Source organism: Corallococcus sp. AB049A (assembly GCF_003668885.1).
GTDB classification, from domain to species: Bacteria; Myxococcota; Myxococcia; order Myxococcales; family Myxococcaceae; genus Corallococcus; species Corallococcus interemptor.
The window spans coordinates 24,821-38,388 of sequence record NZ_RAWL01000026.1 but is presented as its reverse complement, the minus strand read 5'-3'; the positions used below and the strand labels follow the sequence as shown (position 1 = coordinate 38,388).

The 13,568-nt window shown below is 70.9% G+C and carries 9 protein-coding genes; 3 read left to right on the top strand and 6 right to left on the bottom strand.

What is annotated here, in order from left to right:
* Positions 1-26 precede the first annotated feature (26 nt).
* From D7X55_RS05060 to D7X55_RS05040, 5 genes are all read right to left on the bottom strand, one after another.
* Complete coding sequence (locus D7X55_RS05060; RefSeq protein WP_121722390.1) at positions 27-1,334, bottom strand: hydroxyacid-oxoacid transhydrogenase; 1,308 nt, start codon at positions 1,332-1,334, stop codon at positions 27-29.
* A gap of 77 nt (positions 1,335-1,411) precedes the next feature.
* A complete protein-coding gene (locus D7X55_RS05055; protein WP_121722389.1) occupies positions 1,412-3,487 on the bottom strand; it encodes a hypothetical protein in 2,076 nt (691 codons plus the stop codon).
* A 157-nt stretch (positions 3,488-3,644) separates the two neighbouring features.
* Positions 3,645-4,781, bottom strand: coding sequence for an ABC transporter permease (locus D7X55_RS05050; protein ID WP_120546318.1), 1,137 nt, complete (start codon positions 4,779-4,781; stop codon positions 3,645-3,647).
* Positions 4,778-5,704: an ABC transporter ATP-binding protein gene (locus D7X55_RS05045; RefSeq protein WP_121722388.1), complete on the bottom strand. Its 927-nt coding sequence runs from the start codon at positions 5,702-5,704 to the stop codon at positions 4,778-4,780. The genes D7X55_RS05050 and D7X55_RS05045 overlap by 4 nt, the downstream gene beginning before the upstream one ends.
* Complete coding sequence (locus D7X55_RS05040; RefSeq protein ID WP_120546316.1) at positions 5,701-6,699, bottom strand: HlyD family secretion protein; 999 nt, start codon at positions 6,697-6,699, stop codon at positions 5,701-5,703. The genes D7X55_RS05045 and D7X55_RS05040 overlap by 4 nt, the downstream gene beginning before the upstream one ends.
* A gap of 327 nt (positions 6,700-7,026) precedes the next feature.
* Between D7X55_RS05040 and D7X55_RS05035 the strand changes: the two genes are divergently transcribed.
* Complete coding sequence (locus D7X55_RS05035; protein WP_121722387.1) at positions 7,027-8,376, top strand: PAS domain-containing sensor histidine kinase; 1,350 nt, start codon at positions 7,027-7,029, stop codon at positions 8,374-8,376.
* Complete coding sequence (locus D7X55_RS05030) at positions 8,373-9,734, top strand: sigma-54 dependent transcriptional regulator (protein ID WP_120546314.1); 1,362 nt, start codon at positions 8,373-8,375, stop codon at positions 9,732-9,734. The genes D7X55_RS05035 and D7X55_RS05030 overlap by 4 nt, the downstream gene beginning before the upstream one ends.
* Positions 9,735-9,738: 4 nt before the next feature.
* On the opposite strand, the gene D7X55_RS05025 is transcribed toward D7X55_RS05030, so the two are convergent.
* Positions 9,739-10,755: a hypothetical protein gene (locus D7X55_RS05025; RefSeq protein ID WP_120546313.1), complete on the bottom strand. Its 1,017-nt coding sequence runs from the start codon at positions 10,753-10,755 to the stop codon at positions 9,739-9,741.
* Positions 10,756-11,124: 369 nt separating this feature from the next.
* On the opposite strand from D7X55_RS05025, the gene D7X55_RS05020 reads away from it, so the two are divergent.
* Positions 11,125-13,548, top strand: a complete 2,424-nt coding sequence (locus D7X55_RS05020) for a S8 family serine peptidase (protein WP_233609597.1) — start codon at positions 11,125-11,127, stop codon at positions 13,546-13,548.
* Positions 13,549-13,568 lie beyond the last annotated feature (20 nt).

Here is a 13,568-nt window from a genome sequence, read left to right as displayed (position 1 = left end):
CGATGGGGGCCTGGGGGCTTGGGGGGTTACCAGTAGCGCAGCGCCTGGCGGAACAGCTCCGTGAGGACGGGCCGGGTCATCTCCCGGGGCGCGTTCTGGAGCAGGCGCTGCTGGGGGAAGGCACCCTCGGTGAGCGCGTCCACGTCCGCGCCGGTGTAGCCCACGCCCGAAAGGCCGTTGGGCACGCCCACCGCGCGCATCAACTGGACGACGCGGCCGGCCAGCACCTCGCCCGCGTCCCCGCCCTGCGCGCCGCGCACGTCCGCGCCCAGGAAGCCCGCGGCCTCCAGGTGGCGCTCGGGGTTCGCGGAGGCCGTGTAGCGGAACACCGCCGGCGCGTTGACGATGACGGCCAGGCCATGCGGCACCAGGGGCTCTTCCTGGGGATAGCCGGAGGGACGGAAGTCGCGCACCCGCCCCGCCACCGCGTAGGCCATGCCGTGCGGCGCGTGCACGCCCGCGTTGCCGAAGGCGATGCCCGCGAGCGTGGCGGCCCACATGAGCTGTTCACGGGCCTCCGTGTCGCCCGCGTCCTTCACGCCGCGCTCCAGGTACAGGCCCATCAACCGCAGGGCCTCACGGCAGCCCAGGTCGCTCCACGGGTTGGCGCCCTGGCTCATGGGCCGGAGGCTGGGGCGCGCGGGAGCGGGCCGGTGGACGAACGGCCGCGCCGTATAGGACTCCAGCGCGTGGGACAGCACGTCCAGCCCGCTGGCCGCGACGACCTCGCCCGGCAGGGTCGCGGTGCAGTCCGGGTCGATGAGCGCCTCGGTGGGCCGCAGCGCCGGTGACGCGATGCCTGTCTTCGCGTGCAGCGACAGCAGGTCGAAGATGGTGATGCCCGTCACCTCGCTGCCCGTCCCGGACGTGGTGGGGCACGCGATGTGGGGCTTGAGCGGGCCGGGCACCGCGCGCCCCTCCCCCACCGGCGCGTTCACGTAGGCGAGGAAGTCCGCCGGGTGCGTGGCGTACAGGTTCGCCGCCTTGCAGGTGTCGATGACCGAGCCGCCACCCAGCGACACGTAGCCATCCGGCCGGGCCCCGGAGGCGAAGCGCGCCGCCTCCAGGAAGGACTGGTCCGTGGGCTCGACGTGCACGTCCGTGAAGACGACGACGTCCAGCCCCGCGGCGAGCAGCGACTGACGCACCTTCTGGAAGTGCTCCAGCCGCGCCACGCGCGCGTCGGAGAACAGCGCCACCCGCTTCATCCCGAGCGCCCTCGCCCGGTCGCCCACCTCGGCGAGGCAGCCCGGGCCGAAGGTGATGCGGGAGGTGTCCACCGTGAAGGCGCTGTCGCAGCCTTCCTTCACGGCGGGGTAGTGACAGCAGCCCATGCGCGCTCCCTGGCGGACGTGTCCCGCCCCAATCTACAGGGCGGGAGCGGGCCGGAGCACCGCGCGAAGGGCCGGTGTCAGGGTTTGTGCAGGACCGCCGAGTCGCCCACCATCCACAGCTCCGACGCGGACGGCGCCCACACGGCGCGCAGGACGCGGCGGGTGCCGGTGGCCTCCTGGGTCCACTTGCCGTCGAAGCGCAGCAGCGTGCCGTTGTCGCCCACCGCATAGACCTCCGTGGCGGAGCGCCCCATCAGGCCGTTGAGCTGGGACGAGGTGCCGCTGAGCACGGGCAGCCAGAGCGCGCCGTTGTAGCGCAGCAGCGTGCCGTTCGCCCCCGCGGCCCAGATGTCCGTGGGCCCGCTGCCCCACACGGCCTTGAGGGCCGCGCTGGTGCCGGAGGTCATCTTGCTCCACGCGGCGCCCTCCCAGCGCAGGATGGTGCCCTCGTCGCCCACCGCGATGGCCAGCGAGGGGCCCTGCACCCAGACGGCGTTGAGGCTCACGGTGACGTCCGTGGGCTGCCGCGTCCAGGTGGTCCCGTCGAAGTGGACGGCCTGGCCCATCGCGCCCACCGCCCAGAGCTCCGTCTCGGACACGCCGTGGATGGCGTACAAGGCCTGCGAGCCCTCCGCCTTGTACTGCGGGAGGAAGCGGGTCCCGTCGAAGCGGTAGATGCTGTCGTGGAACGCGGACGTCGCCCAGACCGCCGTCGCGGAGGCCGCGTAGACGCCGGACATGTCATCGGTGGTGGAGCCGTCCAGCGGCAGCTCGTGCCAGCCGCCGCCATTCCAGTGCAGCACGCGGCCCGTATCCGCCACCACCCAGAGGTCCGACGGCCCCGTGCCATGGATGGCCTTCGCCGCCCCCAGCGTGCGCAGCGGCGCCTGGGAGGTCCACGCCTGCCCGCTCCACTTCTGCACCCGCCCGCCCCGGCCGAAGGACCACACGTTGTCCGGACCGCTGCCGGTGATGGGGCCCACGGCGTCCTCGTCCGTGTCCGTCCACTTCGTGCCGTTGTAGACGTAGCCGAAGTCCTCGCCGCCGGTCAGCACCAGCAAGGGCGACGCGGCGTACACGTAGAACAGCTGATCCGACGAGCGCAGCGACTGCTCGATGCCCGCGGGCGTGGTGCGGAACACCTGCCCGAAGTCGTCGCAGAAGAGGCAGGGGTCGTCGGACGCGACGGTCCAGACGTCGTTGGGGCCGGTGCCCGTCACCTGGTGGAAGTCGATGTCCGTCGTGACCACGTTGATGCTGGAGACCGCGGTGCCGTCATACCGGCGCAGCGTCCCGGCGTTCCCCACCATCCAGACATCCGAAGGCCCACTGGCCCACACGCTGTTGAGGTCCTTCGTCGTGGACACGTCCACGCCCTGGAAGCCGCTGCTCCCCTGGGCGCGCCGCACGGTGCCGCCCGCGCCCACGACCCAGATGTCGCTCGGGCCGGAGTCCCACACGGCCTTGAGGTCGCGCGTCGTCCCGGAGCTGACGGGAGCGAAGGCTCCGCCCGCGGTGGAGTGGAGCACGGTGCCGCCCGCGCCCACCATCCACACGTCCGTCGGGGAGAGGGCGTGCACGCCGTTCAGCGTCGTCAGCGTCCCGCTGGCCACGCGCGTCCACTTCGCTCCATCCCAGTGCTGGATGAAGCCGTCTTCACCCACGGCCCAGCCGTCATTGGGCGCGCTGAAGTGCGCCCCCTGGAAGCTGTAGCCATGGGGCAGCGGATACTCCCAGCACCAGCCCTCACTGCACTCGCGGTCCGCGACGGGGATGCCGCACATCTTCTCCACGCCGCGTCCGCCACACACCTCCGGCGCCGCGCACATCCCGCAGGAAATGGTGCCACCGCAGTTGTCCGGCTCGCTGCCGCACTCGGCTCCGGGGGTGCACGCGGTCTTGATATCGGCGCAACCACAGACGTTGTCCTGCCCGCCGCCGCCACAGGTGGAGGGCGCCGCGCAGGTGCCGCAGTCGAGCGGCTTGCCACAGCCATCCTCCACGGCGCCGCAGTTGAAGCCCTGCGACTCGCACGTCCGGGGCACGCAGTCGTCATCGTCGCCACAGCCGGCGGCGAGGGACGCCGCGAAGAGGACCACCAGCAGGCGCGAAGTCCGCACCGCACCTGCCGCGAAGGAGTTGTCACGGGACATGGGCATCTCCAGACCGGATGCGGGCGTGAAACCCGCGAAACCACGTGGGGCGTGGCTCCGGTGCGGAGGAGAGTTGCAATCGGCGGTCCGTTTGGATCGTCCGGCTGTGCAATCCTCCCACTTTCGCGCATGCGTCATGCCCGACGTGTGGCGTCAATCAATCCAACGTCGTACGAGACCTCGCGAGTGCCGCGCCGGCCACGGCGAGCACGAAAAGTCCCAGCGCGAGCAGGTCATCTCCCATGTCCGCGAGCACCTGCTCCTTGAGCAGCGCGCCCCGGACGATGCGCAGGAAGTGCGTCACGGGGATGATTTCCCCCAGCACCCGCGCCCACGGCGGCAGCCCCAGGAAGGGGAACGCGAAGCCGGAGAGGAAGATGGACGGCAGCATGTAGAACATGGACATCTGCATCGCCTGCAGCTGGCTGCGCGCCACGGTGGAGATGAGGTAGCCCAGGGACAGGTTGCCCACGATGAACAGCACGATGCCGCACGCCAGGGCCAGCCAGCCCGCGGGCGTGCGCGCCATGGGCACGGAGAACAGCCACCGCGCCATGCCCAGGACGACGACCGTCTGCACCAGCCCCACGACGACGTAGGGCGTGAGCTTTCCCACCATGATCTCCGCGGGCGTGGCGGGCGTGGACAGGAGCGTCTCCATGGTGCCGCGCTCGCGCTCGCGGGTGACGGCCATGGCGGTCATCATCACCAGCGTCATGGACAGGATGATGCCCAGCAGACCCGGCACGATGTGGATGGGCGAGCGGCTCTCCGGGTTGTAGCGCCGGTGCACCACCACCTCGAAGGCGGGCGCGGTGGACCGGGGCGGCCCCAGCCCCAGCCGTTCGTTGCGCAGCGCCTCCGTGGGCAGCACGCTCACCGCGGCGAGCGCCCCCGCCGCGGCCTGAGGGTCGGACGCGTCCGCCTCCGCCAGGATTTGCGCGCGCTCCCCCTTGAGCACCCGCCGGGTGAAGTCCGGAGGGATGGTGATGCCCAGCATCACCTGTCCCCGGCGGATGAGTTGGTCCAATTCCTCGTCGGAGCGCGGCAGGTAGCGCACGTCCACGTAGCCGGTGCGCTCCAGCGCGGCGACGACGGAGTCCGCCAGGGTGCTGGTGTCGTGAGACAGCACCGCGGCGGGCAGGTGCCGGGGGTCCATGTTGATGGCGTAGCCGAAGATGAGCAGCTGCATCACCGGCATGAGGAGGATCATCGCGTAGGTGATGCGGTCGCGCCGCAGCTGGGTGAACTCCTTGAGCAGCACGGCCAGGATGCGCGGAAGCGGGCCCGTCATGACGTGTACCGTTCGTCGCGCTCGCGACTCATGAGCTGGATGAAGACGTCCTCCAGCGACGGCGTCACCTCGCTCCACCGGTAGGGCTCCTTGCGCCAGGGGACGAGCGCGGCCTCCAGGGCCTCTCGCGTCAGCCCGCTGACGTGCACGGCGGCGCCGAACGCGGAGGCGCTGAGCACGCCGTCCGCCTGGGCCAGCAGGTGCGCCGCGCGGTCGATGCCGGGCCCCTCCCCCAGGAACGTCACCAGCCCGGAGTCGCGGATGAGCGCGTCCGCCGTGCCCCGGGCGATGAGGCGGCCATACAGGATGTAGCCGATGTCGTGGCAGCGCTCGGCTTCGTCCATGTAGTGCGTGGACACCAGCACCGTGAGGCCGTCCGCGGCGAGCGTGTGGATTTCGTCCCAGAACTCGCGGCGGGCCTTGGGGTCCACGCCCGCCGTGGGCTCGTCCAACAGCAGCAGGCGGGGCGAGTGCAGCGTCGCGGCGGCCAGGGCCAGGCGCTGCTTCCAGCCGCCGGAGAGCGCGCCCGCCAGCTGACGGCGCCGGTCGAAGAGCCCCAGCCGGTGGAGCGTGTCCTCCACCCGCTCGCGGCGCTGCTCCAGGCCGTGGACGCGCGCGACGAAGGCCAGGTTCTCCTCCAGCGTCATGTCCTCGTAGAGGGAGAACTTCTGCGTCATGTAGCCCGTCTGGCGCTTGATGGCGTCGCCCCGGGCGCGGAAGTCCAGGCCCAGCACGGTGCCCTCGCCGCTGTCGGGCGTGAGCAGCCCGCACAGCAGCCGCAGCGTCGTTGTCTTGCCGGAGCCGTTGGGGCCCAGGAAGCCGGTGATGCGTCCGGTGTCCACGGCGATGGAGACGTCCCGCACCACGTGCCGGTCGCCAAAGGACTTGTTGAGCCCACGCACGTCGATGGCCCGCTCGTTCATCGGTCCGCCTCCACCGGTGCCTGCTTCACGGGGGTCACGTCGATGGGCTGGCCTGGCAGCAGGCGCGTGGGCGCGGAGGGCACCGCCTCCACCAGGAACACCAGCTTCTGCCGCGTCTCCAGGCTGTAGATGATGGGCGGCGTGTACTCCGGACGTGACGCGACGAAGTCCACGCGGGCCGTCATGCCGGTGTCGCAGCCGTCACACGCGATGGCCACGGGGGTGCCGGGTGGGAAGGACGCCACCCTGCCCTGCGGCACGTAGAAGCGAACCTTCAACTTCGCGTCCGGGATGATGCTGACGACGGGGGCGTTGGGCATGGCCCACTCGCCCTGCTGGAAGAGGACGTCCTCCACGCGGCCCGCGACGGGGGACACGGGCGAAATCTCCACGACCTGCTGCTCGGCCGCGGTGACGCCCGCGCGCCCGCTGACGAGCTGGGCTCGGACGACCTCCAGCTGCGCACCCGCCGCCGCCACGTCCGTGCGGGCCGCGTCGCGCTGGGCATGGGCGCGTGTCGCCGTCGCGCGCAGCAGGTCCAGCTGCTGGGGCGTCACGGCGCCCTCCATGGCCTTCTGGACGGCGACCAGCCGGGCCAGCTCCGCGTCCGCGCGGTCCGCCTCCGCCTGCGCGGCGACGAGCGAGGCGCGGGCGCGGGCCACGTCCGACTGGCGCGCGAGCAGCTGCGCCTCCATCTGCCCCACCTGCGCCCGGGCCTGATCCGCGCGCGCGACAAGTGACGTGGGATCCATGCGGAACAGCGGCGTGCCGGGCTCCACGCGCTGGCCGCGCACCACCGCCACGGACGCCACCATGCCGGCCACGGGAGAGGACATGTAGACGTTGTCGCTGACGACGTAGCCGGTGAAGCGCGGCGGCGGTTCCGGGGCGGGCCGGCGCAGCCACAGGATGCCGCTGACGATGACGGCGATCAGCACCGCCCCCGCGACGATGCTCCGCTTGGAGTGTTTCGACGTCCTGCCCGGTCCCGACACCCGTTCCTCCTGGCGCGGCCTCGCCGCGAATGGAGCCCCCCGGACGCGGCGTGCTCACGCTACGCCTGCCGGGCCCGGGGAGGCCGTGTCTGGCGCACGGGTCCGTCCTGGACCCGTGTGCTGACGTCACCTGGAGCACCGGACGTGCCAGCACTGAACGTCAGGGGCGCCCCCGGGGGCAGGGCCTCTCGCTGTTCGGATTTCCGGCGCCGGCGCCGGGTTCTCGAACAGGAGGGGCGGCGCGGGAGGGACCGCCCGGGGCACACGGGCTGGGGCATCCGCCTTGCTTGGGCATAGGGTAGCGCTCACGGTCCAGGAGGACGCGCCTTGCATTCCCAACCCCAGCCCACGGCCGCCGGAATCGAGCAGGTCCAGCGCGAGGCGTTCTCGCGGATGTTCCGGCAGGTGACGAAGGTGCTGTCGTTCCTGAGCCCGCTGCCGGTGGTGCTGGTGTCGCTGGGGCTCATCGGGGACACGTCCGCGTGGCGCCGGTGGTGCGTGGCGGTCGCGTTGGCGCTCGTGGCGGTGGGAGTCGGGGCCGTCACGGCGTGGCGGCGGCAGCCGGTGGTGACGCAGGAGCCCGGCAGGTGGGTGCCGCTGGTGGCGTTCCCCCTGTTCACGGTGGTGAACCTGTCGCTGGGAGGACTGGAGAGCCCGCTCATCCCGCTCGTCCTGCCCGCGAGCTTCGCCACGGCCATCCTCTTCTCGCCCGCGCGGGCCCGCAGGTGGGTGGGCTACCTGCTCGCGTTGTTGGGCGTGCAGGCGGCGGTGACCTTCACGGGTGGAGTGGACGACCTGGTGCCCGTCATCTTCGGGGGCGGCCAGCGCGCGGGGCACAGCGACGCGCTGCTCGTGACGATGCTCGTGGTGACGGCGTTCCTGATGGTGTGGGCCAACTTCATCGGCACGACGATGCGGCGCACGTTCCGGGGGATGGTGCGCACGGCGCTGGATGCGCGGGACGAAGCTTTGAAAGCTCATGAGGAACGGGTGCGCTCGCTGACCACGCTGTCGGGGGAGATTGCCCACGAGCTGAAGAACCCGCTGGCCAGCGTGAAGGGCCTGGCCGCGATGATTGCCCGCGAGGTGGAGGGACGGCCCGCGGAGCGGCTGGCCGTGCTGCGCCGGGAGGTGGACCGGATGCAGGAGATTCTCGAAGGGTTCCTCAACTTCTCCCGGCCACTGCTCCCGCTCAACGAAGCCCATGTACCGCTGGAGGCGTTGTGCCGGCAGGTGGCGGAGCTGCACGAGGGCATGGCGGGAGAGCGAAGCGTGAGCCTGAAGGTCACGGAGGGGCCGCCGGTGGAGGCCTGGTGTGACGCTCGCAAGGTGAGGCAGGTGTTGATCGACGTGGTGCAGAACGCGCTGGACGCCGCGCCCCGGGGCACCACGGTGGAGCTGCACGCCTGGACGGCGCCGGACGGAGGAGGTCGCGTGGAGGTGAAGGACCGGGGCCCCGGGCTGGCGGAGGAGGTGCGGGCGCGCGTCTTCGAGCCGGGCATCACCACGAAGCCCCACGGCTCCGGCCTGGGGCTGGCCCTGTCGCGAGCCCTGATGCGCCAGCACGGCGGAGAGCTGAACCTGCGCGCACGCGAGGGCGGAGGCTGTGTGGCGGAGCTGAGCCTCCCGCCCGCTCAGCAGGCGGTGGAAGCGCCGCGCAAGGAGGCCCTGTCATGAAGGCCCGCGTGCTGGTGGCGGATGACGACGCGGGCGTGCGCTACACGCTGCGTGGGTTGCTGGAGGACGACGGGCTGGAGGTCGAAGAAGCCGTGGATGGAGAGGCCGCGCTCGCGCGTCTGGACGCGGAGCCTCCCGTGGACCTGGTGCTCAGCGACCTGCGCATGCCGCGCGTGGATGGCATGGAGCTGCTGCGCCGCGTGGCCGCGCGTCCGCATGCGCCCCGCGTCATCCTCATCACCGCGCACGGCTCCGAACGCCACGCCGTGGAGGCCATGAAGCTGGGCGCGCTGGACTACTTCCGCAAACCCTTCGACGTGGACGACGTGCTGGCCGTGGTGCGCAGGGCGCTTGGCGTGGTGCGGCTGGAGGCGGAGAACGAGCGGCTGTCCGGCGAGGTGAACCTGCTGCGCTCGCTGGTCTTCGTGTCACCGGCGATGGCGCGGCTGGCCGTGCTCATCCAGCGCGTGGGCCCGCGCGACGTCACGGTGCTGATTACCGGCGAGAGCGGCACCGGCAAGGAGCGTGTCGCGGAGGCACTGGTGCGCGCCTCCCCGCGCGCGGACAAGCCCTACGTGCGGTTCAACTGCGCCGCGCTCACGCCGGAGCTCGCGGAGGCGGAGCTCTTCGGCCATGCGAGGGGCGCGTTCACCGGCGCCGTGCGCGCCCGGCCCGGCCTCTTCCGTGAGGCCTCCGGAGGCACGCTGCTCCTGGACGAAGTCGGAGAGCTGGCCTTGCCCCTCCAGGCGAAGCTCCTGCGCGTCTTGCAGGAAGGCGAAGTGCGGCCCGTGGGCGAGGACCGCTCCTTCCCGGTGGACGTCCGCGTCCTGGCCGCCACGCACCGCGACCTGCCCCAGCGCGTGGCGGAGGGCCGCTTCCGCGAGGACCTCTATTACCGGCTCAAGGTCGTGACGCTCCAGGTGCCCCCGCTGCGAAGCCGCCCGGAGGACATCGCCGCGCTCGCGAAGCACTTCCTCGCGCGCCACACCGAACGCTTCCGCATGCCGCCGGTGCCGCTGACGCCCGCCCTCCTGGAGCGCCTGACGGCCCACAGCTGGCCCGGCAACGTGCGCGAGCTGGAGAACGCCCTGGAGAGCGCCGTGGTGCTGTCTCCCGACGGCACGCTGGACCTGGAGCTGCTGCCCGGAGGCATCAGCACACCCGCATCCCCGCCCACTGGAGCCACCCTGCGCGAGAAGCTGGACGCGCACGAGCGGGAGCTCATCCTCGCCGCGCTCGCGGCCTCCAAGGGTCAGCGCACGGAAGCCGCGAGGGCGCTGGGCATCGGCCGCGCCACGCTGCACGACAAGCTCCGCAAGCACGGCCTCCTGAACGAGGACGACGAAGCGGAGCACTGAAGGCTCACGGCTCCGGCGCCAGCTTCACCTCACACGTGTAGGCGGCACCGTCCCGCCCGGGTGACAGCGCATGGCAGGCCAGGACCGGCAGGGCCGGGCTGCCCGCGGGAAATGGGAAGCGGGCTTCGGACAGGTAGCAGGTGGGCGCATCGGGCCTGTACCAGCGACAGCCTCCATGGGGCAGCCGTTCCATCGGAAGCCACTCGGCCTTCCGGGTACGCCGTTCGTCACAAAGCTCCTGGGGCTCCCCCGGGTCCACACAGCGAAACCCCGACGTGAACCGGCTCTCCTTCTCGAATGCCAATCGCTTGCACCAGCGGAGCTGGATCCTCCGCTGACAGGCTCTTTGCACCGGATCCCCATCCGACGTATCCGTCAGCTCGAAGGCACGCCCCTCCTGGGAGATCCCGAGCACGGAGCCCGAGTTCATCCCCGCGTACGTGAAGAACGGCTGGCCCGCCTTCCACCGGCTCTCGGCGACCCCGTTCCAGCCCGAAGGACTCCCGGCGGGAGGCACGCCCGGAGGCACCAGCAGGCGTCCTGCCATGACATTGATTTCGCAGAGCTCACAGGTCGCGATCTCACGTTGGAGTGACACAGGCACTGGCGGCAGGACGCCCGTGCGGAGCCACTTCAACTCACTGTCATCTGGGTCCACCCGCCGGGTTCGTGAGCAGGACGTGACCTCGGTCGGGCCGTCGACGTCGGCATAGATCAACCAGGTCTGACCTGGAGGCAGGCTCAGGACGCAGTCACCACCCCTTCCGTAGGGGAGCTTCAACACGTCACCCGCCTGGATGGAGCCCTTGAAGGTCTGCAGGACATCCACGGTGGCGAAGCGTTCGGACGGGGACTTCGAGTCACGCACCCGCGCCAGATAGATGGAACCGGCCTGGTCCCGAGCCTCCTTCAACGTGCCAACGAGCCCCTTTGGGCTTTGGATGCACGAGCAGGCCCACGCCTGGACCGGCACCACCAGCCACGTCACCACCACCGCGATCCACCACGCGCTCCTGGACATCACGGGAGCGTAACGCGGCTTTCTTGAACCATGACAACGGTGACGGGCTCGTGGCTTCCCCGTAGCAAGACAAACAACGACAGGCGCCTGCCCCGCAAATTCACGTCATCAATGTAAAACCGGAGAACCCATTGACAGCCATCAAGCGTCAGATTTAGAAATATTTCAGACCTTCATCGACTCGAGCGTCTTTCTTCAGATGGTCGCGGCCGTGTCCGGAGTCCCCTCTGAGAGGGACCTCCCGGGCAGAGCAGGAGTCGTGGTGCGGGCGGGGAGCGCGTCGTGGGCGGACGCGTGCGAGCACTGAGCCATTGAAGGAGCACCCACATGCGAAAGTCTTTCTCCCGGCGCGTCCCGTCCTGGCGGCCGATGTCTGCCTTTGTCCTGGGCTGCGCCCTGGCGCTCCCCGTGAGCGCCCTGGCGGCGCCTCCCTCCCGGGGAACCCCACCCTCCTCGCGTGCCACCGACGCGGCCCCCGCGAAGCTCGTCGTGGAGAAGGGCCTCAACGCCGGAGCCCGCGTCTCCTCGCTCGTCACCGCCGCGGGCTTCGTCTTCCACCGCACCGAGCGCCCCGTGTCCTCGCTGCGCACCGTCGCCGCTCCGGAGCCCGGCCTCCAGCTCCACGTCTGGAAGGAGCAGCAGCCGGACGGCACGCGCCGGGACTTCATGGCCTATACGCGCGGCTCGGAGCTGCTCGGCCGCGTGCGTGACACGGAATACGTGGTGCGTCTGGCGGAGGCCCCGTTCGATCCGCTCCAGGGTGGCCCCCGACTGACGGGCAACCTGCTGGCCGCGGACGCGGGCAACACGCTGCACCTGGTGCAGTTCCTGGGCACGCCCCTGCCCTCCTTCCGCGACGCCATCGAACGCGAAGGCGGCAAGGTGCTGCGCTTCCTCACCGACCACACCTTCGTCGTGGAGATGGACAAGGACGCCCACAAGCGCGTGGCGGACCTGCCCTACGTGCGCTGGGTGGGCCCGTACCATCCCGAATACCGCCTGGAACCCGCGCTGCGTGACGCGCTGGTGGGCCGCTCCGCCCGGCTGCCGGATGCGCAGCGCTACTCGCTGATGCTCGGAGAGCGCGGCGCCGCGCGCCAGGAGGCCCTGGTCCAGCGCGTGCGCGCCCTGGGCGGCACCGTGGACCTGGTGGAGCCGGGCGGCCTGCGCATCGAAGCGACGCTCACCCAGGACCAGCTGGCCCAGGTGGTCCGCGCCAACGAGGTGCAGTTCATCGACCGCTGGGGTGGCCCCGGCGAGGTGGACATGGACATCGTCCGCGAGCTGGGCGGCGCCAATGCCTTGCAGTCCCTCAAGGGCTGGACGGGCCAGGGCGTGCGCGGGGAAATCTTCGACACCGAGCTGCGCACCACGCACCGGGAATGGTCCACCGCGCCCATCATCCACAGCACGGGCACGTCCGGCTCGCTCCACGGCACGAGCTGCTACAGCAACAACTTCGCGCAGGGCGTGGACCCGGCCGCGCGCGGCATGATTCCCAGCGGCCAGGGCATCTTCTTCCTCTACAGCGAGTCCACCCAGTTCGGCGGGGCCAAGTCCCGCTACACCATCAACCAGGAGCTCACCGACCCGGCCGGCCCGTACCGCGCCGTGTTCCAGACCTCCAGCGTGGGCAGCACCCTGACGACGTCGTACACCACCCTCTCCGCTGAGGTGGACGACTACCTCTTCAAGCACCCCATCCTCAGCACGCAGTCCCAGAGCAACGCGGGCAGCCGCCAGTCCCGCCCGCAGGCCTGGGCGAAGAACATCGTCTCCGTGGGGGCCTTCCAGCACCTCAACACCCTGTCGCGCACGGATGACCGCTGGGGCAACTCCGGCAGCATCGGGCCGGCGGCGGACGGCCGCATCAAGCCGGACCTGTCGTACTTCTACGACTCCATCCGCTCCGCGTACGGCAACGGCGATGCCGCCTACACGGAGTTCGGCGGCACCAGCTCCGCCACGCCGCAGACGGCGGGCCACTTCGGCCTGCTGTTCCAGATGTGGCACCAGGGCGTGTGGGCCGGCCACGGACAGAAGGCGGACGTCTTCACCAGCCGCCCGCAGATGGCCACCGCCAAGGCGCTGATGATCAACCACGCGTACCGCTACAACTGGCTCGCGGGCGGCGCCAACGGGGACATCGACCGCTACAAGCAGGGCTGGGGCAACTCCGACGTGAAGCGCCTGCTGGACCGCGCCCCCGTCACCAGCATCATCGACGAGACGGACGTGGTGGGCCCGCTGGGCGTGAAGACGTACAGCGTGAAGGTCGCCACCGGCCAGACGGAGCTCAACGTCACCCTGGCCTACACGGACCCCATGGGCACCGTGGGCGCGGCCCAGGCGCGCATCAATGACTTGTCCCTGCGCGTGACGGCGCCCAACGGCACCGTCTACTGGGGCAACAACGGCCTCACCGCGGGCAACTTCTCCACCTCCGGCGGCGCGTCCAACAAGGTGGACACGGTGGAGAACGTCTTCCTCCAGAACCCGGCCGCCGGCCTGTGGAAGGTGGAGGTGCTGGGTGACGAGGTGGTGCAGGACAACCACCTGGAGACGCCCGCGGTGGACGCGGACTACGGCCTGGTCGTGAACGGCGGCGTCATCCTGGTGGGGGACGTGAACGGCAACGGCTGCATCAACGACGAGGACCTGAACCTCATCAACGCCTCCTTCGGCCAGACGGTGCCGCCCGGCAACCCCGCGTACGACCTGGATGGCAGCGGCCGCATCGACGTCTACGACCGCAACCTGGTGCTTCAGAACTACGGCAAGGGCTGCCCGTAACGCCCCGCCCGCTGCCTGCT